Source organism: Streptomyces melanosporofaciens (assembly GCF_900105695.1).
Classification (GTDB): Bacteria; Actinomycetota; Actinomycetes; order Streptomycetales; family Streptomycetaceae; genus Streptomyces; species Streptomyces antimycoticus.
The window spans coordinates 7,058,346-7,080,553 of sequence record NZ_FNST01000002.1 but is presented as its reverse complement, the minus strand read 5'-3'; the positions used below and the strand labels follow the sequence as shown (position 1 = coordinate 7,080,553).

21 protein-coding genes are annotated in these 22,208 nt (G+C 71.2%); 8 read left to right on the top strand and 13 right to left on the bottom strand.

What is annotated here, in order from left to right:
* The first annotated feature begins 198 nt into the window (after positions 1-198).
* From BLV72_RS33625 to BLV72_RS33615, 3 genes are read left to right on the top strand one after another with little or no spacing between them, the layout of a single operon-like run.
* Positions 199-1,056, top strand: a complete 858-nt coding sequence (locus BLV72_RS33625; RefSeq protein ID WP_093467089.1) for a helix-turn-helix domain-containing protein — start codon at positions 199-201, stop codon at positions 1,054-1,056.
* Between the two features lie 29 nt (positions 1,057-1,085).
* Positions 1,086-1,358 (top strand): DUF397 domain-containing protein, encoded by a 273-nt coding sequence (locus BLV72_RS33620; protein WP_371864716.1) that lies wholly within the window; start codon positions 1,086-1,088, stop codon positions 1,356-1,358.
* Positions 1,355-2,173, top strand: a complete 819-nt coding sequence (locus BLV72_RS33615; protein ID WP_093467086.1) for an SAM-dependent methyltransferase — start codon at positions 1,355-1,357, stop codon at positions 2,171-2,173. The genes BLV72_RS33620 and BLV72_RS33615 overlap by 4 nt, the downstream gene beginning before the upstream one ends.
* Positions 2,174-2,228: 55 nt before the next feature.
* On the opposite strand, the gene BLV72_RS33610 is transcribed toward BLV72_RS33615, so the two are convergent.
* Both BLV72_RS33610 and BLV72_RS33605 read right to left on the bottom strand, forming a co-directional pair.
* The gene (locus BLV72_RS33610) at positions 2,229-3,641 is read right to left on the bottom strand and encodes a HAMP domain-containing sensor histidine kinase (RefSeq protein WP_093467084.1); all 1,413 of its coding nucleotides are present in this window, start codon (positions 3,639-3,641) and stop codon (positions 2,229-2,231) included.
* Positions 3,641-4,345 (bottom strand): response regulator transcription factor, encoded by a 705-nt coding sequence (locus BLV72_RS33605; RefSeq protein WP_093467083.1) that lies wholly within the window; start codon positions 4,343-4,345, stop codon positions 3,641-3,643. Before BLV72_RS33605 ends, BLV72_RS33610 begins: the two co-directional genes overlap by 1 nt.
* 175 nt (positions 4,346-4,520) lie before the next feature.
* On the opposite strand from BLV72_RS33605, the gene BLV72_RS33600 reads away from it, so the two are divergent.
* A complete protein-coding gene (locus tag BLV72_RS33600; protein WP_093467081.1) occupies positions 4,521-5,783 on the top strand; it encodes a glycosyltransferase family 4 protein in 1,263 nt (420 codons plus the stop codon).
* A gap of 52 nt (positions 5,784-5,835) precedes the next feature.
* Here BLV72_RS33600 and BLV72_RS33595 read toward each other — a convergent pair whose 3' ends face one another.
* The 7 genes from BLV72_RS33595 to BLV72_RS33565 all read right to left on the bottom strand — a co-directional run bounded on the left by BLV72_RS33595 (position 5,836) and on the right by BLV72_RS33565 (position 12,604).
* Complete coding sequence (locus tag BLV72_RS33595) at positions 5,836-7,314, bottom strand: SDR family NAD(P)-dependent oxidoreductase (protein ID WP_093467080.1); 1,479 nt, start codon at positions 7,312-7,314, stop codon at positions 5,836-5,838.
* A 90-nt stretch (positions 7,315-7,404) separates the two neighbouring features.
* Positions 7,405-8,511 carry a pyrroloquinoline quinone biosynthesis protein PqqE gene (pqqE, locus tag BLV72_RS33590; protein ID WP_093467078.1) on the bottom strand — a complete coding sequence of 369 codons (1,107 nt, stop codon included), beginning with the start codon at positions 8,509-8,511 and terminating at the stop codon, positions 7,405-7,407.
* Positions 8,508-8,885: a pyrroloquinoline quinone biosynthesis peptide chaperone PqqD gene (gene pqqD, locus BLV72_RS48910; RefSeq protein ID WP_208905812.1), complete on the bottom strand. Its 378-nt coding sequence runs from the start codon at positions 8,883-8,885 to the stop codon at positions 8,508-8,510. The genes pqqE and pqqD overlap by 4 nt, the downstream gene beginning before the upstream one ends.
* Entirely contained in the window at positions 8,882-9,589 is a 708-nt protein-coding gene (gene pqqC / locus BLV72_RS33580) for a pyrroloquinoline-quinone synthase PqqC (RefSeq protein ID WP_093467077.1), read from the bottom strand. The genes pqqD and pqqC overlap by 4 nt, the downstream gene beginning before the upstream one ends.
* 7 nt (positions 9,590-9,596) lie before the next feature.
* Positions 9,597-10,499, bottom strand: a complete 903-nt coding sequence (gene pqqB, locus BLV72_RS33575; RefSeq protein WP_342030686.1) for a pyrroloquinoline quinone biosynthesis protein PqqB — start codon at positions 10,497-10,499, stop codon at positions 9,597-9,599.
* Between the two features lie 10 nt (positions 10,500-10,509).
* The gene (gene pqqA, locus BLV72_RS33570; protein ID WP_107417566.1) at positions 10,510-10,617 is read right to left on the bottom strand and encodes a pyrroloquinoline quinone precursor peptide PqqA; all 108 of its coding nucleotides are present in this window, start codon (positions 10,615-10,617) and stop codon (positions 10,510-10,512) included.
* A 193-nt stretch (positions 10,618-10,810) separates the two neighbouring features.
* Entirely contained in the window at positions 10,811-12,604 is a 1,794-nt protein-coding gene (locus BLV72_RS33565) for a discoidin domain-containing protein (RefSeq protein ID WP_093467074.1), read from the bottom strand.
* A 408-nt stretch (positions 12,605-13,012) separates the two neighbouring features.
* Between BLV72_RS33565 and BLV72_RS33560 the strand changes: the two genes are divergently transcribed.
* Complete coding sequence (locus BLV72_RS33560) at positions 13,013-13,819, top strand: hypothetical protein (RefSeq protein WP_093467072.1); 807 nt, start codon at positions 13,013-13,015, stop codon at positions 13,817-13,819.
* Positions 13,820-13,830: 11 nt separating this feature from the next.
* The gene (locus BLV72_RS33555) at positions 13,831-14,913 is read left to right on the top strand and encodes a PQQ-dependent sugar dehydrogenase (protein ID WP_093467071.1); all 1,083 of its coding nucleotides are present in this window, start codon (positions 13,831-13,833) and stop codon (positions 14,911-14,913) included.
* A 75-nt stretch (positions 14,914-14,988) separates the two neighbouring features.
* Here BLV72_RS33555 and BLV72_RS33550 read toward each other — a convergent pair whose 3' ends face one another.
* From BLV72_RS33550 to BLV72_RS33540, 3 genes are all read right to left on the bottom strand, one after another.
* On the bottom strand, positions 14,989-16,134 hold the full coding sequence (locus BLV72_RS33550) for a glycoside hydrolase family 88/105 protein (RefSeq protein WP_093467069.1): 1,146 nt from the start codon (positions 16,132-16,134) through the stop codon (positions 14,989-14,991).
* A 133-nt stretch (positions 16,135-16,267) separates the two neighbouring features.
* Positions 16,268-17,560 (bottom strand): NAD(P)/FAD-dependent oxidoreductase, encoded by a 1,293-nt coding sequence (locus BLV72_RS33545; RefSeq protein WP_093467068.1) that lies wholly within the window; start codon positions 17,558-17,560, stop codon positions 16,268-16,270.
* Positions 17,557-18,954 (bottom strand): MFS transporter, encoded by a 1,398-nt coding sequence (locus BLV72_RS33540; protein ID WP_093467066.1) that lies wholly within the window; start codon positions 18,952-18,954, stop codon positions 17,557-17,559. The genes BLV72_RS33545 and BLV72_RS33540 overlap by 4 nt, the downstream gene beginning before the upstream one ends.
* A 170-nt stretch (positions 18,955-19,124) precedes the next feature.
* Here BLV72_RS33540 and BLV72_RS33535 point away from each other — a divergent pair, with 170 nt between their 5' ends.
* A complete protein-coding gene (locus BLV72_RS33535) occupies positions 19,125-20,336 on the top strand; it encodes a CdaR family transcriptional regulator (RefSeq protein ID WP_093467065.1) in 1,212 nt (403 codons plus the stop codon).
* A gap of 8 nt (positions 20,337-20,344) precedes the next feature.
* Here BLV72_RS33535 and BLV72_RS48205 read toward each other — a convergent pair whose 3' ends face one another.
* Positions 20,345-20,599, bottom strand: coding sequence for a hypothetical protein (locus BLV72_RS48205; RefSeq protein WP_167746440.1), 255 nt, complete (start codon positions 20,597-20,599; stop codon positions 20,345-20,347).
* Between the two features lie 249 nt (positions 20,600-20,848).
* Here BLV72_RS48205 and BLV72_RS33525 point away from each other — a divergent pair, with 249 nt between their 5' ends.
* The gene (locus BLV72_RS33525) at positions 20,849-22,207 is read left to right on the top strand and encodes a type I glutamate--ammonia ligase (protein WP_093467063.1); all 1,359 of its coding nucleotides are present in this window, start codon (positions 20,849-20,851) and stop codon (positions 22,205-22,207) included.
* The last annotated feature ends 1 nt before the right edge of the window (position 22,208 follow it).

Genomic DNA, 22,208 nt, shown 5'->3' with positions numbered 1-22,208 from the left:
GCGTGAATGCCGTACGTGAATGCCGCAAGTGCGCGACACAGCAGTCACGTTGGACTGGTCACATCCGTCACTATCGTTGCTGCGAGCACCAGTTGGCAAGGCGCGATCTGCAAAATGCAGAATAGCCAGCGCACTCTGTTGCCCCTCACCTCGCACGTGGCACACTGATCCTGACAAGACCGTCCCAGGAGGTACGACGTGGGTGAAGCGCGATCTGCCCCGACCGTCGGGCAGATGGTCCTCGGCATGAGGCTGCGGGACCTTCGCGAGAAAGCCGGCGTCAGCTACGACCAGGCTGCCAGGGCGCTGCACGTCAACCAGACCACGGTGCGCAGGATGGAGAAGGCCGAGGTCGGCCTGAAACTCCCCTACGTCGAGAAGCTGCTGCAGACCTATGGCGCCGAACAGGAAGAGATCGACTCCTTCCTCGCACTCGCCGAGGAGGCCAACAGACCGGGCTGGTGGCACCGGTTCCGCGATGTGCTGCCGGACTGGTTCAGTCTCTATGTGAGCCTCGAGGGCGTGGCGAGCCGTATCCGCGCCTACGAGCCGCATTTCGTCCCCGGACTCCTGCAGACCGAGGAGTACGCCCGCACGCTGCTCTCCATCGGCTTCCCGCACGGGTCCAGCCAGGAGCTCGACCGCCGGGTGGCACTGCGGATGGAGCGCCAGGAGCTGCTCAGCCGCCCGGACGGACCGCATCTGTGGGTGGTGATGGACGAGACGGTGCTCCGGCTGTCCATCGGGGGTCCCCAGGTGATGCGCGCCCAGATCGACCACCTGATCGAGTCGTCACAAAAACCCAACGTCACCCTTCAGGTGGTGCCGTTCTCCGCCGGCCCGCACCCGGGCATGGGCGGACCCTTCCAGCTCTTCCGGTTCCAGATCCCGGAACTGCCGGACATCGTCTACGCCGAGGGCCTGACCGGCGCCGGCTATCTCGACCAACGTTCCGATGTGGCCGCCTATTTGGAGGCCCTGGACCGCATGGGCACCCAGGCCACACCGGCGCGGCGCACGGAGAGTTTTCTCCGTGGGATTCGCAAGGAGCTCTGACTGTGGATCAGGTACATGTGTACAACGGCATGCCGGCCAAACATCTGGGGACCGAAGGCTGGGCCAAGCCGTGGAGCGGTCCCAACGGCGGTGCCTGCGTGGAGGCTCTGAGGCTGCACGACGGGCGGGTCGCCCTGCGTCAGTCGACCGATCCCGACGGCCCTGCCCTGATCTACACCCACCATGAAATCGAGAGGTTCATCCAAGGTGCCAAGGCCGGCGCCGCGGACTTCCTGCTCACACGTCCAGACCCCAACCTGACCTCCTCGGCGGGTACCGCACCGGAACGGAGGGCCGCGTGACCGACTACGGGCTCGCCCCTGACCAGATCGACACCACCAAGCCGCACCCGGCTCGGATGTACGACTTCTACCTCAACGGCAAGGACCACTACGAGGTCGACGCCGAGGCCGCCGGGCGGGTGCTGGAGGTCTATCCCACCGTCCGGCTGAACGCCACCGTCAACCGGGCCTTCATCCACCGCGCCACCCGCTGGCTGGCCCGGGAGGCCGGGATCCGGCAGTTCCTCGACATAGGCACCGGCATACCCACCGAGCCCAACCTCCACCAGGTCGCCCAGGGCGTCGCCCCGGAGGCCCGGGTGGTCTACACCGACTACGACCCCATCGTGCTGGCCTACGCCCAGGCGCTGCTCATCGGCACCCCCGAGGGCCGTACGTCCTATGTGCAGGCGGATGTGCGCGATCCCCAGCGGATCATGAGCGCTCCCGAGCTGCATGAGACGCTGGACCTGGACCAGCCGGTGGCGATCTCCGTGAACGCGCTCTTCCACTTCATTCCGGAGGAGGACAAGCCGTACGAGATCATCCGCGAGCTGATGGCGCCCCTGGCCCCGGGCAGCTATCTGATGCTGACCCACTCCACCCATGACTTCTCGGCGGAGACCTGGCGGAACGTCATCCAGGTCTACAAGGAGAGCGGCATCTCCTTCACCACCCGCTCCCAGAGCGAGGTCGGAGCCTTCTTCGACGGTCTGGAGCTGGTCGACCCGGGTGTGTCGGAGCCCCACCACTGGAACCCGGACCCCGGCGACCGTCCGGAGGCCATCCGCAGCGCGGACATCAACATGTGGGCGGGAGTGGCCCGGAAGGCCTAGGCAGCCCGGAAGCCCCAGCGGCACGATCGTCGTGGCCGGGCCTCACGGCCCGGTGTCACGGCTCCTCGGTGCCGTCGCCGACCGTGAAGCCCAACACCGCGCCGCCGCCCGGGCGCGGCCGGGCGAAGACGGTGCCGCCGTGTGCGAGGGCGACCTCGCGCACGATGGCCAGGCCCAGCCCCGAACCGGGCAGGCTGCGCGCGCCGGGCGCGCGGTAGAAACGGTCGAAGACGCGCTCGCGGTCCTCCTCGGCGATGCCCGGGCCCCGGTCCAGGACCTCCACCCGGCGGCCGGTGATCATCACCTCGACGGGTTCGGTGCCGTCCCGGTCGAACTTGGCGGCGTTCTCCACCAGATTGGAGATCGCGCGCTGCAGGGTGGCCGGGCGGCCCGTCAGCCGGGTGTCGCCCTCGGCGCGTACGGTGATCTCCCGGCCGGTCCTGCGTCGGGCGAGGGTCGCGGCGGTGGTGGCCACCTCCGCCAGCGAGACCTCCGTACGGGGTTCGTCGTCCCGCTGTCCGGCCGCCAGCTCCACCAGCTCATTGACGAGGTCGGTCAGCTCCCGGGTCTCCCCCGCCAGATCGGCCAGCAGATCCTCGCGCGCGGGCCCCGGCAGCTCCTCGAAGCGGCGCAGCAGCGAAATATTGGTGCGCAGCGAGGTGAGCGGGGTGCGCAGCTCGTGCCCGGCGTCCTCGACCAGCCGCCGCTGGTCGTCCTTGGAGCGCGCGAGCTGTCCGAGCATGCCGTCGAAGGCCCGCCCGAGGCGGCCCACCTCGTCGTCCCCGGCGACCGGCACCGCCACCTGCATCCGGCCGGTCGCGGCCACGCTCTCGGCGACCCGGGTCAGCCGCACCAGCCGCCGGGTGATCCGCCCGGCCAGCCACCAGCCGACCAGTCCGGCGGCCAGGATGACGGCGACCACGAACAGCGCGGTGCGCTTCTGGAGTTCGCGCAGCAGATCCTCGGTGTCGCTGATCTGCTGGGCCACCTGGACCGCGCCGCTGCCGTCGCCCACGGCCACCGTGGCCATGCGGTACTGCTCTCCGCCGATGCCGATCTCGCGCCGTACGACGGTGCCCGGTGTGCCGGAGGCGGCGGCGATCCGGTCGTCGCCGGAAACCGGCAGCGGGGGCTTGCCCGCGTCGTAGACCGTGCCGTTGCCATTGATCACCTGGACGTCCATCCGGCTGATCCGGCGCAGATCGTCCCGCAGGTCGTAGGGGACGGGCACGGTGGACTCGGTGGGGTACTGCCGCAGGATCACCTTCTCGCCGCGGACCTCGCCGCGCAGATCGCGGACCACGTCGTCGAACGCCGTCTGCTGGTCGACCCGCACCAGCCCGGCCGCCGCGTCATAGCTGAGACCGCCGACCAGGAGGGTGACCACGGAGGCCGCCGCCGCGAACGAGAGCGCGAAGGTGGTCCGCAGACTGGGCCGCCCACGGCGGAGCGGTGGAAACCGCACCATTACTCCTCCCGCAGGGTGTATCCGACACCGCGCACCGTATGGATCAGCGGGGTGCGCCCCTCCGGATCGACCTTGCGGCGCAGATAGCCGATGTAGACGGCGAGGTTCTTCGATCCGGGGCCGAAGTCGTAGCCCCAGATGCGGGCGTAGATGGTGGTGTGGTCCAGCACGATGCCCGCGTTGCGCGCCAGCAGCTCCAGCAGGTCGAATTCGGTGCGGGTCAGCTCCAGCTCCGTACCACCGCGCCAGACCCGGCGCGCCGAGGAGTCCAGGTGCAGATCCGCGACCTCCAGCACACCGTCGATGGCGGCATCCTCCGGCGCGGGCGGTTCGGCGGGGGCGGCGCGGCGCAGCAGGGCGCGCAGCCGGGCGAAGACCTCCTCGACCTCGAAGGGCTTGGCCACATAGTCGTCCGCCCCGGCGTCCAGCCCCTCGATCCGGTCGGCGGTCTCGACTCGCGCGGTGAGCATCAGGATGGGGGTGCGGTCCCCCTCGGCGCGCAGCACCCGGCACACCTGCAGCCCGTCCACGCCCGGCATCATCACATCGAGGACGACCACGTCCGGGCGCTCGCGGTGGATGGCCGCCAGCGCCTCTATCCCGTCGGGCACGGCGGTGACGCGGTACCCCTCCAGGGTCAGGGCGCGTTCCAGCGCCTGGCGGATGGCACGGTCGTCCTCGGCGAGCAGCACGGTGTTGGTCACACCCCGAGTCTGCCAAGGCCACAGCGGTGCCCGCCCCGGGCGGGGGTCCTGAGCGGGGCTTCTTACCCCGCTCTCACCTTCTTCACGCGACGGGCTTACCGGGCCCGGACAAGGTGTCCGTTACGTTCCGGGGGGAACTCGCCCCGGGGATGCAACCGGCCGGAGAAAATACCGCATGAAGATCGCATTCCTGCTGCACAACGCCTACGGGATCGGCGGAACGATCCGGACGACGATGAATCTCGCGACGGCGCTCGCCGACCGCCACGAGGTGGAGATCGTCTCGATGATGCGGCATCGCGAGACGCCGCGTTTCGCCCTCGACCCCCGGGTGCGGCTGGTCCCCCTGGTGGACACGCGTCCGGAGCGCGCGGACGCGAAGGACCCGCTGTTCTTCGAGGCCAGCCGGGACTTCCCGGCTGCCGAGAAGCGGCACCGCCAGTACAACCGCCTGATCGACACGCGGGCCGCGGAGTATCTGCGCGACTGCCCCGCCGATGTGATCATCGGCACTCGGCCGGGGGTGAACGTCTACATATCGCGCTTCGCCCCCCGCCGGGCGCTGCGCATCGCCCAGGAGCATCTGCGGTACGACGCGCACAGCAAGAAGCTGCGGCGGGAGCTGGCCCCGCACTACCGGCTGCTGGACGCCATCGTCACCACGACGGAGGCGGACGCCGCGATCTACCGCAAGAAGATGCCGTTGCCGGGGGTGCGGACCCTGGCGATACCCAACAGCGTCCCGGAACCGGCCGTCGCCCCCTCCGAGGGCACCACGCCGGTGATCGCGGCGGCCGGGCGACTGGTCCGCGGCAAGCGCTTCGACCTGCTCATCGACGCCTTCGCGGAGGTCACGGCCAAGTTCCCGGCCTGGCGGCTGCGGATCTACGGCGGGGGCGCGGAGAAGGAGCGGCTCGCGGAGCGCATCGAGCGGCTGGGCCTGTCCGGGAGCGCAGAGCTGATGGGGTCCTACTCTCCCATCGAGGAGAAGTTCGCGAAGGCGTCGCTGGTCGCGGTGGCCTCGGACGCCGAGTCGTTCGGGATGACGATCGTGGAGGCCATGCGCTGCGGGGTGCCGGTGGTGAGCACCGACTGCCCACTCGGCCCCGCCGAGATCATCGAGGACGGGGTCACCGGGCGGCTCGTTCCCACCGGGGACAAGGAGGCGCTGGCGAGCGCCCTGATGGAGCTGATGGCCGACCCCCCGGCCCGGCAGGCGATGGCCGCGGCCGCCCTGGAGAGCTCCCGCGCCTACGACCCCGCGCCGCTCGCGCGCCGCTACGACGAGCTCTTCGAGGAGCTGCGCGCGAGCCGGTTCGCCCGCTTCTGGGAGCGCGGCCGGGCCTCCGCCCGCGCCCGCCTGCGGCGCCTGGCCCGCCGCTTCGGCATCTCCCCCGCCCGCCGGACCCCGGCGGCGGGCGGAAAGGCGAGCGCCTGACGCCACGCCGGACCGCGCCGGACGAGACGCAACCCCTGGCGGCGCCCCGGCACTACCAGGACGTGGGGGCGTAGTCCTTCAGGAAGCAGCCGAAGAGGTCCTCGCCCGCCTCGCCCCGGACGATCGGGTCGTAGACCCGCGCCGCGCCGTCCACCAGGTCGAGGGGGGCGTGAAAGCCCTCGGCCGCCAGCCGCATCTTCTCCGGGTGCGGGCGCTCATCGGTGATCCATCCGGTGTCGACGCTCGTCATCAAGATGGAGTCGGCCTCGAACATCTCGCGTGCGCTGGTGCGGGTCAGCATGTTCAGCGCGGCCTTGGCCATATTGGTGTGCGGATGGCCCGCGCCCTTGTAGCCCCGGCCGAACTTGCCCTCCATCGCGGAGACGTTGACCACGTACTTGCGCCGGGCGGGCGAGGCGGCCATCGCCGGGCGCAGTCGGCTCACCAGGATGAACGGCGCCGTCTCATTGCAGAGCTGGACCTCGAGCATCTCGACCGGGTCCACCTCGTTGACCCGCTGCACCCAGGTGTTGGTCGGGTCCAGGTCCGGCACCAGCCCGCCCGCGTCGATCGCGGTCCCGGCCTCGATCCGGGCCGGTGAGGCGGAGCCGCTGGTGAGGGCGAGGGCGGTGAGGTCCTGCGGGGTGAGGGCGCCGTCCTGTGGCGTGCGGGGCGCAGGCAGGGCCGCCTGGGCGCCGCTGCCGAAGGCGCCGAGCACCAGGGACTCGGGGAGCTCCCCGGCCGGCAGCGGCGCCGACTCGCCCGCTATCAGCTCCGCGTACGCCTGGGGTGTGCGGCGGACGGTCTGGGCGGCGTTGTTGATCAGTATGTCCAGCGGGCCCGCGGCGCCGACCTCGTCGGCCAGCGCGATGACCTGGGCGGGGTCGCGCAGATCGATGCCGACGACCTTGAGCCGGTGCAGCCACTCCCCGCTGTCCGGCATGGCCTTGAAGCGGCGGATGGCGTCGCCCGGGAAGCGGGTGGTGACGGTGGTGTGCGCGCCGTCGCGCAGCAGCCGCAGCGCGATATACATGCCGATCTTCGCCCGGCCGCCGGTGAGCAGGGCGCGGCGACCGGTGAGATCGGTGCGGGCGTCGCGGCGGGCCCGGTTCTCGGCGGCGCAGTCGCGGCAGAGCTGGTGGTAGAAGGCGTCGACCTCGACGAACCGGGTCTTGCAGACGTAGCAGGAGCGGGGGCGCGCCAGGATGCCCGCGATCTCGGTGGAGACGGAGCTGCTGAGCGCGCGGCCCAGTGTCTCGTCGTCGATCCGGTCGGCGGCGCCGGTGGCGGTGGCCTCGGTCACCGCCTTGTCGTGGGCGGTCTTCGCCGCTCGCCGCTCCTGGCGCCTGCGCTGCTTCACACTGCGGTAGATCCCGGAGGTGGCCCGGCGGACCATGATCGCGTCGGGGTGGTCGACCGGCAGCCGGTCGAGTTCCGCGAGGACGCTCAGACAGGTCGCCAGCCGCTCCGGGTCGATGCCCGGCTCCTCGGCCGCCGCCCGTTCGGCCCGGCCTTCGTCTATCACCGTCATCGCCGCTGCCGCTTTCTGGTTCGCCTGTTCCCCTGGACAACGGCGAAACTTTACGGAAGTGGAGGCGTATGCGCCAAACCGTGCCCGGCCTCACCCTCCTCCGGGCTTGCGGTACACATAGCCGCCGGTCCGCGCCGGGGCCCGCGCCCCGGCCGGCTGCCCGGCGTCCGTCAGCGCGCGGATCACGCCGTGGTCCGGGGCGAGCGCACAGGCCGGGTCGGTGCGGGCGGCGTCGCCGGTCAGGGCGTACGCCTGGCAGCGGCAGCCGCCGAAGTCCTCCGCGCGTCGGGAGCAGGTGCGGCACGGCTCCCGCATCCACTCCTCGCCCCGGTAGCGGTTGAAGGCGGTGGAGTGGTCCCAGATCCACTCCAGGGTGTGGTCGCGTACATGGGGCGGGTCCAGGTCCGGCAGGCTCGCGGCGGCGGGGCAGGGCAGCGCGGTGCCGTCGGGCGCGACGGTCAGCGAGACCGCGCCCCAGCCGCCCATGCAGGGCTTGGCGACGCCGTCGAAGTAGTCGGGCACGACCCACACCAGGTCGACGGTGCCGCCCAGCCGCTGCCGCCGGCGCTCGACCGTCTCCCGCGCCCGGGCGAGCTGGTCGCGGGTGGGCAGCAGGGCGTCGCGATTGCGCAGCGCCCAGCCGTAGAACTGGGTGTTGGCCAGCTCGATCCGGTCGGCGCCCCAGTCCAGGCCGCGCTGGATGATGGCGTCGAGCGCGTCGAGGTTGTCGCGGTGCAGGACGACATTGATCCCGAGCGGCAGACCGGCCTTGCGCACCAGGGCGGCGGCCCGCTCCTTGGCGGCGAAGGAGCGGTATCCGGCGATCCGGTCGGAGGCGGCCGGATCGGCGTGCTGCAGGGAGAGCTGAACGCTGCGCAGCCCGGCGGCGATCAGGTCGGCCAGCCGGGCCTCGTCCAGGCCCACCCCGCTGGTGACGAGCTGGGTGTAGATCCCGGCGGACTCGGCGGCGGTGACGATCTCGGCCAGATCGCGGCGCAACAGCGGTTCCCCGCCGGAGAGATGGGTGTGCACCACGCCGAACTCCCCGGCCTGGCGCATCACCTCCGTCCACTCGGCGGTGGACAGCTCCCGCGAGCGGCGGACCAGCTCCAGCGGGTTGGAACAGTAGGGGCAGTGCAGCGGGCATCCGTGGGTGAGCTCGGCGAGCAGGGCCCAGGGGCGGGGCGCGGCGGTCATCGGACCCAGCCCTCCGTACGCATCCGGCCGAGGAAGGCGGGCACGTCCTCGGCCACGGGCGCACCGGGGAAGCGGCTCATGAGCTCCGCCACGATGGCCTCGAGGTCGCGGTCGCCGTCGCACAGCCGCAGGATCCGGGCGGCGCTGCCCCGCAGCACCACCACCCGCTCGGGCAGCACCAGCAGATCGGCGTCACGCACCCGGTCGTGGCGCAGGCTCACGGCGGGCGCCAGCGCGGGCCGCCATCCGGCCGGGACGGGTGAGGGGGTGTCCGGGGTGAGTGAGGAGTCCGGGGCGGATGAGGAATCCGGGGCGGGCGGGGTGTCCGGGGCGAGCGGGGTGTCCGGGACGGGCGGGGTGTCGGCTGTGGTCATGCCTCCTCCCCTGGGCCGTCCTTGGTGTCGGCGTGCTCGACCGCGTCCAGCAGCGACCACAGCACATCGCATTTGAAGGCGAGCGCCGCCACCGCGCGGTCCTCGTCGTCGGGGGTCCGCGCCCAGGTCAGGACCAGGTCGAGCGCCTCGGTGCTGTCCCGGCGCCCCTGGTCGACCCGGTTGCGGAAGTAGGCCAGGCCCGCGCGCTCGATCCAGGGGTAGTACCGCTCGAAGGCGTCGATACGGGTGAGCATGATGCCGGGCGCGGACAGCTCGGTGAGCGAGGCGGCGACGGCTTCCAGCGGCCCGCGCAACCGGCAGAAGTTGACGTAGCCGTCGACCGCCAGCCGCACCCCGGGCACCACCTCGGCGCCGGACAGCAGCCGGTCCCGGTCCAGACCGGCGGCCTCGCCGAGCCGCAGCCATCGCTCGATGCCGCCCTCGCCGTCGGCGGCGCCGTCGTGGTCCTGGATGCGCCGCAGCCACATCCGGCGCAGCCGTGCGGTGTCGAGTTTCGCGGTGATCAGCGCGTCCTTGATGGGGATATGGCGCTGGTAGTGGAAGCGGTTGAGGATCCAGCGGCGCAGTTCGGCGGGGGTGAGCTCGCCCGCGTGCATCCGCACGTTGAAGGGGTGGCGGTCGTGGTACCGCTCCTGCGCGACGGCGCGCAGCCGCTCCTCGAGACGTGTCCGTGGGGTGCTCACAGGTCGATCACCATCCCGTCTGCGGCCACCTCGACGCCCAGTTCCCGCAGCACCGTGTGCTGGGGCGCGGCCGGGTCGTTGAGGGGGTTGGTGTTGTTGAGGTGGGTGTACAGGGTGCGCGCTTGGAGTGCGGCGAGCCGCCGCGCCGTGCCGCCGGGTCCGTCGATCGGCAGATGCCCCATGGCGGTGGCGGTGCGCGAGCCGAAGCCGCTGGTGAGGGCTCGTCGTCGGACCAGAACGTGCCGTCGACGATGACGTGGTCGGCGCTCTCGGCGGCGCGCTGGAAGGCATCGGGCCAGGTGGCGAGCGCGGGGGCGTAGAGGAGGGAGCGGCCGGTGGTGCGGTCGGTCAGCCGCAGGGCGACCACCCAGGCGTCGTCGTCCGGGGCATCGTCGTCCGCGGCGTCGAGTCCGGCCGCGTAGCGGGGGCGTTTGGCGGAGACGGGGACGGCGCCGATGGCGAGGGGCGAGTCCTCGGCGAGCGGCCGGTCCCCGGGGTCGAGGGGGCGCCAGTCCAGCCGGGCATAGGGGGTGAGGACCTCGCCCAGGTGGAGTCCGGTCAGCAGCGCGTTGCGCACCGGGGCGGTGGCCACGATCTCGATGCCGTCGGCCTCGCGCAGCCGGGCGATGCCGAGGGTGTGGTCGAGTTCGGCGTCGGTGAGGATCACCCCGGCCAGCGGGGTCCGGCGCGGTTCGGGCCCCGGGTGCAACTCGGGGCATTCCTCGACCTGTTCGCCGAGGTCGGGGGTGGCGTTGACCAGATACCAGCGGCCTTCGGCGGCCTGGACGGCGAGTGAGGCATGGCGGCGGCGCCATCCCGGGTGGGCGCGTGCCCCGGAGCATCCGGGGCACGCGCAGTTCCACTGGGGTACGCCGCCACCCGCCGCGGTGCCGAGCACGCGCACGCGCATGGCGGGGAGCTCAGCGGGCGTTCAGCGAGTAGGCGGTGACCTCCAGCGCGGTGCCCACGACCACGTAGTCGGGCGTCTGCCAGGCGGTTTCCCCGGCGTCCGTACGGGTCCGGTCCATCGCCTCGGGTGCCGTGTGCGGTGTGGTGTCGTTCATGGCTTCGACCTGCCTTCCAACTGGGTGGGGATTGGTCAACGGGACGGGGTGGACCCTCAGTCGGGCCGTCGGTCGGCGGTCCGGATCCGCAGCGCCCCGCCGTCGGGGGTGGTGCTGCCGTCCGCGGTGGCCGACGGCGTCGTCGCCGGGGACGGGGTCACGAGCCGCTGCCGGGATAGGCCGTCCCGATGCGCACCTCGTCGAGCAGCAGCTTGCGGTAGTGCTTGGTGTCGGTGGCCGCCGCCCAGGTGCTGTTCACCGTGAGCCGGACATAGCGCTTGGTGGTGGCGGGGATGTCGATGAACGCCACCCCGCGGGCGCTGGGCAGCGTTCCGCTCGCCACCGGGCTGCCCCAGTCGCGGCCGTCGCCGGAGACCTGCACCTGGTAGTCGCGGATGCGGGCGGACTGCTCGGTGTCGGAGCGGGCGTAGGAGACCGACCACTCCCGCTGGTTCACCGCCAGATAGCGGAGGCTTTTGGCGGACCGCAGATCGAAGGTGACCGAGGCGGGCAGGGTGGTGGCGTTGTCCCAGGAGGTCTCCGGATCGCCGTCGAGCACGGCGGAGGCGGGGTGGCCGCTCGCGGAGACACTGGCGCTCGCGGTGACCGAACTGGCCGGCACGACACCCTGGCGGCCGTCGGTGCGCACCGCGAGGACGGTGTCGTACGGATCCCAGCCGGTGATGCCGGAGATGGTGATCCTGCCGTCGCGCTGGCGGAAGTTCAGCTTCTTGCCGGTGCGGAAGTCGGTGACGCCGGTCGCCTTGTAGCCGTTGTCCCGCACGGTCAGCGTGGAGCCCGACGGCCTGGTCAGGACGTGGACGAAGTGGCGGTCGGGGTCGGTCTTGCTCACCGTGGTCACCCCGTGGGCGCCGTCGTTCCAGGCGCCGGGCCGCAGTCCGCCGTAGGAGTAGCCACCGCCCTCGGTGCCGCCCAGCGACCCCCAGATCGTGTCGAGATAGGTCTTGGCGTAGTCGTTGAAGGCTTCCTGTTTGCTGGGGAACCGCCCGTTCACCTGGGCGGTTTCGGCCATGAGCGATTTGACGGAGGATCCGGAGTTGCTGATCAGCCGGCCGAGGGTGAGTCCGTGGTCCACCGCCGAATCGGTGCCGCTGTACCACCAGGCCCCGCTGCTGGGCAGCTTGAAGCAGGCTTCGGTGAGCCGGGGCTGCGGGGTCCAGATGGCCTGGGGATAGTCGTAGGCCGGGGTCATCCCGGTCTTCTGCTCATTGCTGACCGTGTCCATGATCGGCGTGTCTTCGTTGTTGTTGCTCAGCAGCCAGCCGGGACGGTCGGCACGGATCTTCTCGTAGAGCCCGTGGTCGATCCAGTAGTCGTTGTCGTTGTCGATCCAGAACCCGGACAACTTCGGGTACTTCCGCATCACTTCCACGAAGTTGTCGTAGGAGTACTCGCCGAAGCCGTCGCGCGTGGTCAGGTCGACGTCATGGCCCTTGTAGGCCGAGTAGGCCGTCGAGTCGAGCCATTCATGGCCGCCCTCGGCATGCCACTGCGGGTCGTCGGTCATATAGAGCATGACCTTCAGCCCCTTGGCGTTCGCCGCCTCGATCAGCTCGCCGAGGAAGTCCCGCTTCGTGGAGCAGCTTCCGGGGATGGCGGACGGCCAGGCCCGGGCGTAGCCCAGACGGCTGTGGAAGGAGGCCAGCACCAGGTAGGAGGCGTGCAGCTTCTGGGCCTCGGCCACCCAATAGTCGGCCTTCCAGCCGCCGTCGGTGACCGCCTTCTCCCAGGCGGAGCAACTGGTGTAGCCGGGCGAGGTGCGCATGCCCCAGTGCAGGAAGAGGCCCGCCTGGGAGTCGCGCAGCCACTGCTGACGGGGGTTGACCACATCGGCCCGCGCCGGGGCGGGGCCGGTCAGGGCGAGGGTGGCGACAAGAGACAGCGCGGCTGCCAGCCAGGCGCCGAGGCGCCGGCGCGATCTGCGGCCCATGGGGGCTCCTTCTCGGGGGCGTACGGTCATGTGCCGTTCTGTTGCAGCGTCACCGGCTGTTGGGGCTCGGTCAAGAAGCGTGCGTCAAAAATCCTCCGACCTCTCCGGCTGGGCATTCCCTCTGCGATACCAAGAAACAAGCGGAATCCGCTGGTAGTTGGCCACTTTTCGCCGACCACCCCCACACCGCCACCCCGTTGGTCCACACCATTCCTTGACTCATCGCACCACACCTCCTACCTTCCGCGATGCACTGTCCGCGCTCGGGGGAGATGATCACGCAAAGATCCACACGATCACGCGGTCTTCGCTTCGGATCGCGGTTGACCGTGGCCGACCTGTTGACGCGTTAGGAAGCCTTCCTTACAGTCCCCCCATGTGAACAAGGATCAGACAGGAGAATCCTTGATGGAGCGTTCACCGCTCTTACCCCGCACCGCCCTCGCTCTCGCGGCGACGGCCGCGCTGATCGCCCCGGCCGCGGTCGCCTACGGTGCCGAGCGGCCCCCGCGCGCGCCGGCCGCGTCCTGGAGCCTGAAGTGGAGCCCCGCATCGGGGGCGAGTGTCGCCGACGCCTTCGAGGGCGCCGAGGACGACCGCGCCGACTCCCATCCCGGTGTCACCCACATCTACCCCTACCAGGGCGGTTTCCGTACCGACATCCACTACCCCAAGGACGTCGACACCAGCACCGACCGCCAGCGCCAAGAGGTCAGGGGCATGGAGCAGAACGGCTCCGCCGTCAAGATCCTCAAGAACGAGACCTGGCGGATCCAGTACCAGATGTATGTGCCGGACACCCTCGACGCGACCACCGGCTTCACCCACATCATGCAGATCAAGGTGGGGGACGTGGCCGCCCCGCTGTTCACCATGTCGCTGCACCAGCACGGCGACGGTCCGAAGGTCGAGATCCGGACGTCGGATGACGACGACAACCTCACCGAGGCCGGGGCCGCCGACATGAAGCCGCTCCAGGGCACTTGGAGCGATGTGTCGGTCGAGGTCAAGGCGGCCGACTCGGGCGCGTACGCCGACTGGTCGGTGACCACCGGCGGCAGACAAGTCGCCGCGTACAAGCGCACCGGCCTGGACCTGTGGCGCGGCAAGAACTATTTGCGGCCCAAGTGGGGCATCTACCGGAGCCTGAACAGCGCCGGCCTCCAGACCACATACCTGCTCACCCGGAACTTCACGGCATACAAGCTCCAGTAGGAGGGCGCGCGATGAAGAGCTATCGGAAGACCCTGGTGGCCGCGGCCGCCACCACCGCACTCACCGCGGGGCTGCTGCTCACCCAGACCGGCACCGGCAGCGCCGCGACCTCGGCGGCCGACTCGGCCCCCTCGGACATCAAGACCGTCTCGTCCGGCTGGTCGATCCCCTGGGGGCTGAGCTGGCTGCCCGACGGCTCGGCCCTGATCACCGAGCGCGATGCGTTCGACGTCTACAAGCTCACCCAGTCGGGCACCAGGACCAAGGTGGGCACGGTGCCCAATGTGGTGACCACCGGCGGTGAGGGCGGGCTGCTGGGCATCGCGGTCTCCCCGAACTGGAACAGCGACCACGCCGTCTATCTGATGCACACCGCCTCCGACGGCAACCGCATCGCCCGGATGACCTACGACGGCTCCTCGCTCAGCGGCTACAAGGCGCTCGTCACCGGCATCAAGAAGAACAAGTACCACAACGGCGGACGCCTGAAGTTCGGCCCGGACGGCTATCTGTACGCCACCACCGGGGAGGCCCAGACCCCCGACCTCGCCCAGGACAAGAACTCCCTCAACGGCAAGATCCTCCGGATGACCACGGACGGCAAGCCCGCCCCGGGCAATCCGTTCGGCACGCTCGTCTACTCCTACGGCCACCGCAATCCACAGGGCATCACCTGGGATCCGCAGGGGAGGCTGTGGGAGGCCGAGTTCGGCAACAGCAAGTACGACGAGCTCAACCTCATCGAACCGGGCAAGAACTACGGCTGGCCGACCTGTGAGGGCAACTGCTCCACCTCCGGGATGACCAACCCCAAGCGCCAGTGGCCGGTCGGCGACGCCTCGCCCAGCGGGGTCACCTACGCCGACGGTGCGATGTACATGGCGGCGCTGCGGGGTGAGCGGCTGTGGCGGATCCCGGTGGACGGGACGAGCGCGGGCACCCCGAAGGCGTACTACACCAGCTCCTACGGGCGGCTGCGCACCGTGGAGACCGTGCCGGGCAAGAACACGCTGTGGCTGTCCACGACCAACGCCGACAACAACGGCGGGGAGCCGGACGGCGCGGACAAGGTGTTCCAGGTCGAGTTGAAGTAGCGCCTTCGCGGATGAGCGTACGGGCGCGGTCCGCGGACCGCGCCCGTACGTCCATGTCGCGCCCCTACGTCGGTGTCAGTGTGCGAGCCGCTCGTTCATGAGCAGGAAGGCGCCCAGACCGTGGAGGTCGTTCGTATTGCGCGGCCGGTTGAGGTAGTAGGCCAGGTCTCCGACGTTGGTGCCCTCGCTGATGTCGGAGATGTTCGTCAGCCCGTCGGAGCCGACCGACACCTTCCGCAGCACGCCCTGATAGCCCCTGCGCGCCGCCGAGGCGTATGCGCCGCCGCTGATCCAGCCGTGTTTCAGGGCCGCGTGCAGCATCAGGGTGTACATGCTGGAGGCGGAGGTCTCGGTCCAGTTGCCGGGTTCGCTCGCCTTGTCGACGACCTGGAACCAGCGGCCGGTGGCCGCGTCCTGATAGCGCACGAAGCCCTTCGCCAAGTGCCGTACGTTGCCGATGAGTTCGGCGCGGCGCGGATGGTCGGCGGGGAGCGTTTCCAGCACCTCCACATGGGTCATCGCGGTCCAGCCGATGGCCCGCGCCCAGAAGTAGCCGGAGGTGCCGGTGGCGGGATCGGGCTTCCACGGGGCGTCGCCGTCGGCGTCGAAGGCGTGGTAGAGCAGCCCGTTGGACGCCTTGAGGTGGCGGAAGTACACCGACAGGTTCCTGGTGACCTCCTCGTACGCGTACGTCTGGTCGCCGTAGGCGATGCCGTAGCGCAGCAGGAAGGGCTGGGCCATGAAGACGCCGTCGCCCCACAGTTCGTTGGTCTTGCCGGTGGCGTGCCACATCCCGCCGTCGGCGGTGCGCGGATAGCTGGTGATCCGGTCCCGGATCTGGTCGGCGGCGGTCCGGTAGCGGGGGTCGCCGGTCTCCTGGTGGAGGACCAGCAGCAGATTGCCCGACTGCATCGCGTCGAGGTTGTCGAAGGTCCGGCTCATATGGCCGTCGGCGTCGACGAAGTTGTCCACCCAGCGCTTGATGTACGCCAGGTACGAGGGCTCCTTGACCCGCTGGTAGACGCGGTGGGCGCCGAGCAGGAACAGCCCCCGGGTGTAGCCCCAGCCGCCGAGCGAGGCGGGGTCGGGGTAGCGGGCGATGGTGGAGTCCACCACCGCCCGGGACCAGTCGGCGGGCGCCGCGCCGGCGCCCGCCGTCGGGAGGACAAGGCCGCCGGTGATGCCCAGTGTGCTCGCGAACAGCGTTCTGCGACTGATCACTCGTTCCCCTTTTCTCCGGGCTCGGTTCGCCTCCGGGTCGCCCACCTCGCCGTCGGCGGTCGACCGTGCCCGGCCCCTGCGTTCCTCAAGGGCCCGCGCGCTCTCCCTTTCGACAGCGGTGCGCCCCTTCGACTCACCGGCCGTGGGTGGCGCGTACACGCCAAGGATACCGGCGAACGCTCCGTACCGGGGCAAAAGCGGAGGAAAGGCCGGAATCCGCCGTACCCGTCAGTAGTCCGGCCACCAGCCGGCCGGTGGCGGGCGCGAGCATCAGCCCCAGCATGTTGTGACCGGTCGCCAGCAGCACCCGGGGATGGCCGGGCACCGGCCCGATCAGCGGCAGCCCGTCGGGGGTCATGGGCCGCGGCCCCACCCACTCCTCCTGGCGGTCGTCCCAGCCGGCATGGCGCAGATACGGGCGCGCGGCGGCGACGATGGCCTCGATGCGCCGCTGCCGGAACCGGTCGGCGTCGCGCTCGAACTCCATCGTCCCGGCGACCCGGACCCGCTTGCCCATCGGAGTGAGCACCACCTTGGCCGCGCCGAGGTGGACCAGACGGGAAGGCGGCGGTTCGGCCGCCACGGAGAAGCTGTACCCCTTGCCCGCCACCAGGTCGACGTCCAGGCCGAGTCCGCGGACCAGCTCGCGCGACCGGACGCCCGCGGCGATGACCACCGCGTCGCTCCGGTACGTCCCGGCCGAGGTGCGCACCTCGGTGCGGCCGCCCCGGTCCGTGACGGCCGACACCCGGGCGCCCTCGACCAGTTCGACGCCCTGGCCGCGCAGCCGCTCGGCGAGCCGGTCCACGAAGAGCGAGGGGTCGAGCGACCACTGGCGCTCCACCACGAACCCCGCCCGCGCGCCGTCGGTGAGCGAGGGCTCCGCCTCCGCGAGCCGGGTCCCCTCCAGCACCCCGCCGGGCGCGATCGGGGCGTCCAGCCGGCGGAAGGCGGCCAGCGCCTGGGCGGCGTACTCGCGGGAGGGGAAGGCGAAGAGGAAGCCGTCCTTGTGCGCCTCCCCGTCGACACCGGCCGCCTCCAGCTCCTCGAAGAGCCCGAAGGTGCCCTTCGCGAGCGCGCCGAGGGCGGCGGCCCCGCGCATGTGGTGGCGCGAGGTGGCCCGCAGCCCGAACCGGACCAGGAATCGCAGCAGTTCGGCACCGGCCGGCGGGTGGATCGCCAGCGCGCTGTCCGGGCGGTGCAGTCCGCGCAGCGCCGTACCGATGATACCGGGCGCGGCCAGCGGTTCGACCAGGTCGGGGCAGACCTCCCCGGCGTTGCCGCGGGAGGCGCCGCTGCCCAGCCGGTCGCGTTCGAGGACGGTGACCCGCAGCCCGGCGGCGCTGAGGTAGTGGGCACAGGCCAGGCCGACGACTCCGCCGCCGACAATCGTGACCGTGACGGGCGGGGTGTCCGGGGAAGTCAAGAAGGCTCCTTCACCGCGGGGGACGGTGTGGTCGAAGAGGTGTCACGGCGGGTACGCGGACGCCCGCGGGGGTGGTGGTCCGCGTCCGCCGCGCTGGCGTCGGCGAGGGTGAGCCCGCTGGTCTCCGGCGCGAGGACGTACGACGTGCCCCAGCCGATGACGCAGATCACCGCGCCGAGCAGCATGGCCAGCCGGGTGCTGTGGTCGAGGACGACGGGCGCGCCCCAGGTGCCGATCGCGGCGCCGACCCGGCTGATGCCGGTGGCGAAGCCGTTGGCGGTGGCCCGCACTCCGGTCGGGAACAGCTCGGAGGGATAGATGGCCTGCAGGCACTGACTGGAGAAGGCCGCCACGCCGAAGGCCGCGAAGAGGACCACCACGACCGCCGGTGCGGGGCGGGCGAGGGCCGCGAGACAGAGCAGGGGGATCGCGGAGAGGCCGAAGCTCCACAGGAGCAGGGTGCGCCGCCCCTTGTTGATGACCAGGATCCCGGAGAGCGAGCCGAGCACGAAGAAGATCTGCACCACGACCGAGCCGAGGTAGGAGTCGTTGCCGTCGGCCAGCCCGAAGGAGGACAGGATGGTGGGCTCGTAGGTGGTGATGGCGTAGATCGGCAGGAGCTGGCAGGCCCAGAAGACGCTGACGAAAATGGTCCGGCGCAGATAGGCGCCGCGGAAGATGTCGGTGTAGCGGGTGCGGGAGGCGGTGTCCGCCTCCAGGTCGGCCACGGTCGCGTCCGGGCCGAGCATCTGCTTCAGCACGGCCTCCGCTTCCTGGTTGCGGCCCTTGCTGAGCAGCCAGCGCGGCGACTCGGGGGTGCCGAAGCGCAACAGGAGGATGATGACGGCGGGGATCGCGCTGCTCGCGAGCATCCAGCGCCAGTTGTCGTGGCCGGAGGACATCATCGCCCAGCCGACGACATAGGCGACGGCCGCGCCGACCGACCACATGGTGACCATGACGACCAGCAGCGGGCCCCGGGAGTTGCGGGGCGCGAACTCGGAGGCGATGGTGCCCGCGATGGCGAAGTCGGCGCCGATGGCGATGCCCATGAGGAAGCGCAGCACGGTGAGCTGCCAGGGATCGGTGACGAAGAACTGCGCCGCGGAGAGCAGGATGAAGGCGGCGATATCGAAGAGATAGACCTTCTGCCGCCCGACCCGGTCGGTGACATAACCGAAGACCAGGCCCCCGGCGAACATGCCGACCAGGGAGGCGGAGCCGACCACTCCGGAGTCGAATGAGTTGAGGTGGTAGTCGGCGGTGAGAAGCGGAAGCGCGACGCCGATGATGCTGAGGATGTAGCCGTCGCAGAACTCGCCGCCGCCGGCGTAGAGCGTGATGAGCCAGTGGGTGCGGGTGGGACGGGACTTCTCCAGGGATGCTGTGCTCATGGCCGTCTCCTGAGGAGATGCTCCTGGGGAGGAGGAGGACGGATGGCCGGGCGGTCGCGATGCGCCCGGTGCTGATGTCCGAAGACGGTAGGCAGCGTCCGGCGGTCGGTCATCGTCGGAATCGTATGAACCGATCGCCACCTGGAAGCCCACGCTTGTACGATCCGCCCATGGACCCCTCGATCGATCCCATGAGTGGCCGTCCCGTCCTGACCCCGGAGCTGGCTCAGGAGATCGCCCAGGACATCGGCCGGATCACCGGCTTCAATGTGCTGATCACCGACCCCGGGGCGGTTGTCATCGGCTGCGGTGACCTCGCGCGCGTCGGCACCGTCCACGAGGCGTCCCTGGAGGTGGTGCGCACCGGGCGGCCCGCCACCCACACCGCCGAGCAGGCGGGCCGGATGCGCGGGGTGCGGCCCGGGATGAGTCTGCCGATCACCGTCGGCGAGGAGGTGATCGGCACGGTCTGTCTGACCGGGGTGCCGGCGGAGGTGCACCGCTTCGGCCTGGTGGTGCGGCGGCAGACGGAGATCCTCCTGGAGGAGGCGGCGCTGCTGCGCTCGCGACTGCTCCACGAGCGGGCGGTCGACGACTTCGTACGGGACATCGCGCTCTACGACCCCGAGGTGGTCGACGCCGGAGCGGTGGACGCCCGGGCGGTGGAGCTGGGCCTGGCCCCCGGGCTGGCCCGGGCCGCGGTGCTGCTGGAGGTGAGCCCGGCGGACGAGGGCGCGGCGGCCGTCTCCCGGATCACGGTGCTGCGGACCGTACGGGAGGTGTTCCGGGACCGGCAGGACGTGGCGGGCGTCCAGGCGGCGGGGCGGTATGTGGTGCTGGCCGCCGCGCACGGCGAGCGGACGGCCCCGGGACGGCTCGCCGACGCCTGCGGCCATCTGCTCTCGCTGCTGTACGACCGGCACGGCCTGGACGGGCGGATGGCCGTCGGCGAACCCGGCGCGGGCACCACCGGGATGCACCACTCCTATCGCGACGCCGCCACCGCGCTGCGCACCGGCCCGGCCGTCTTCCCGGGCGACCGCGTCTTCACCGCCGCCGACCTGCGGATACCGCATCTGCTGGGCTCCGCTGCGCGGCAGAGCCGGGCGCGATTCGCCGACGCCGTGCTGGGGGAGCTGCCCGGACAGCCCGACTGGCCGACCCTGCGGGAGACGCTGATCGGCTGGGCGGAGGGGGGTTTTCATCTGGTGCGGGTCGCCGAGCGGCTGCACATCCACCGGAACACACTCCTGTACCGGCTGGAGAAGATCGGAAAGCTGTCGGGGAGACGGGTGCGGGAGCCGACCCAGGCCATCGAGATGTATCTCGCCTGCCTGACCGACATCCTCCAGGAGACCCCCATCCAGTGCAAGGTAAGGTAAGCCTCACCTCAGCTACTGGATTTGTCCGTGCGCCCCCACCGTCTGTTTCCCCTGCTCTCGGCCGCCCTCGCCGCCACCGCCCTCACCGGGTGCGGCTCCTCGGATGCCGCGTCGTCCTCGGCGTCCTCGAAAGCCCCGGAGTCCCGAGCGGCCGACGGCGCCTTCCCCCGCACCGTCGCCCATGAGCAGGGCAGTACGCCGCTGAAGGCCGAGCCGAAGCGCATCGCCGCGATCAGCACCGGGCAGCTCGACGATCTGCTCACCCTCGGCGTCGTACCGGTGGCCACCACCCGCGCCGACTACGCCGGACGCCCCCTGGTACCTCAACGCCGGGCCCACCGCCGCCCGGGTCGTCCTGCGCGACACCACCGAGCGCCTCGGGCGCTGACGCCGGACACCTCCGACCGGCATAAGCCACCGTCACACCCCGTATGCGATCGGGACAATGCGTCACCACAAGACCGTCCGCAGGCAATAGTCTCGGCGTACAGGACGTGGCTGAGGAGGCGCCCATGGGGACCGGCGATCGTGAGCAGGCATACGCACGGGCTCGGCAGGAGGCCGAGCGGCTCACCGCGAGCGGAATCCGGGGCATCGCGCTGACCTGGGTGGACAACGCGGGGGTGACCCGGGCGAAGTCCGTGCCCACGGCGCGGCTGCCCCATGCCGCGCGGCGCGGGGTCGGGATGTCCCCCGTCTTCGACGTCTTCCTCGTGGACGACTCCATGACCACCAGCCGCCATGTCGGCGGCCCCGACGGGGATCTGCGGCTCATCCCCGACCTGGACCGGCTCATCCCGCTGGCCGCCCAGCCCGGCTGGGCCTGGGCCCCGGTGGACCGGTACGACCAGCGGGGCCGGGCGCACCCCGTCTGCCAGCGGCTGTTCGCCCGGCGGATGGCCGAGCGGGCGCGCGAGCGGGGGCTGAGCGTACGCATGGGGTTCGAGACCGAGTGGGTCGTCACCACCGGCGACCCGGACCAGGACCCGCCGCGCTACCCCTCCGCGGGTCCCGCCTACGGCATGGCGCGCGTGGCCGACCTCGCCGACTATCTCGCCGATCTGCTCGGGGCGCTGGAGGCGCAGCACACCGAGGTGCTTCAGCTCCACCCGGAGTACTCCCCCGGGCAGTTCGAGGTGTCACTGGCGCCCACCGACCCGGTCGGCGCCGCCGATCTCGCCGTGCTGGTACGGGAGACGATCCGGGCGTGCTCCGGGCGCGCCGGGCTCAACCCCATGTTCGGCCCGGTGGTGGACCCGGGCGGGGTCGGTAACGGCGCCCATGTCCATGTGAGTCTGTGGCAGGGGGACCGCAATCTGTGCCGGGACGGCGACGGGCCGCACGGCATGACGGCGACGGCCGAGGCGTTCCTCGCCGGGGTGCTGCGCGAGCTGCCCGCCCTGCTCGCCATCGGCGCCCCCTCCCCCGCGAGCTACCTCCGTCTCGAACCCTCGCGCTGGGCCGGGGCGTACCAGTGCTGGGGCCTGGAGAACCGCGAGGCCGCGGTGCGCTTCATCGCCGGCGCACCGGACGACCCGGGGGCGGCCAATGCCGAAATCAAGTCCTTCGACCCGGCGGCCAATCCCTATCTGGTGGCGGGCGCGGTCATCGCCGCGGGCCTCGGCGGGATGGACTCCGGGCTCTCCCTGCCGCCGCCCGTCGCCGGGGACCCCGCGGTCGAGGGGCGCGAGCGGCGGCTGCCCACCTCGCCGCTGACGGCACTGGAGCACTTCGAGGACTCGACCGTGCTGCGCGAGGCGCTGGGCGATCCGCTCTTCGAGTCGATCGCCGCGGTGCGCCGGGCGGAGGCCGCCCTGTTCGAGAAGTCGTCCCCCCAGGAGATCGCCGTCGCGACCCGGAGGCGGTACTGAC

Coding starts and splice junctions, on each gene's coding strand:
- BLV72_RS33535 (WP_093467065.1), top strand. CDS start 19,125: ATGGACCCCTCGATCGATCCCATGAGTGGCCGTCCCGTCCTGACCCCG.
- BLV72_RS33555 (WP_093467071.1), top strand. CDS start 13,831: ATGAAGAGCTATCGGAAGACCCTGGTGGCCGCGGCCGCCACCACCGCA.
- BLV72_RS33525 (WP_093467063.1), top strand. CDS start 20,849: ATGGGGACCGGCGATCGTGAGCAGGCATACGCACGGGCTCGGCAGGAG.
- BLV72_RS33600 (WP_093467081.1), top strand. CDS start 4,521: ATGAAGATCGCATTCCTGCTGCACAACGCCTACGGGATCGGCGGAACG.
- BLV72_RS33610 (WP_093467084.1), bottom strand. CDS start 3,641: ATGGTGCGGTTTCCACCGCTCCGCCGTGGGCGGCCCAGTCTGCGGACC.
- BLV72_RS33560 (WP_093467072.1), top strand. CDS start 13,013: ATGGAGCGTTCACCGCTCTTACCCCGCACCGCCCTCGCTCTCGCGGCG.
- pqqB (WP_342030686.1), bottom strand. CDS start 10,499: ATGCGCGTGCGCGTGCTCGGCACCGCGGCGGGTGGCGGCGTACCCCAG.
- pqqE (WP_093467078.1), bottom strand. CDS start 8,511: ATGACCGCCGCGCCCCGCCCCTGGGCCCTGCTCGCCGAGCTCACCCAC.
- BLV72_RS33565 (WP_093467074.1), bottom strand. CDS start 12,604: ATGGGCCGCAGATCGCGCCGGCGCCTCGGCGCCTGGCTGGCAGCCGCG.
- BLV72_RS33620 (WP_371864716.1), top strand. CDS start 1,086: ATGCCGGCCAAACATCTGGGGACCGAAGGCTGGGCCAAGCCGTGGAGC.
- pqqA (WP_107417566.1), bottom strand. CDS start 10,617: ATGGACCGGACCCGTACGGACGCCGGGGAAACCGCCTGGCAGACGCCC.
- BLV72_RS33540 (WP_093467066.1), bottom strand. CDS start 18,954: ATGAGCACAGCATCCCTGGAGAAGTCCCGTCCCACCCGCACCCACTGG.
- pqqD (WP_208905812.1), bottom strand. CDS start 8,885: ATGACCACAGCCGACACCCCGCCCGTCCCGGACACCCCGCTCGCCCCG.
- BLV72_RS33595 (WP_093467080.1), bottom strand. CDS start 7,314: ATGACGGTGATAGACGAAGGCCGGGCCGAACGGGCGGCGGCCGAGGAG.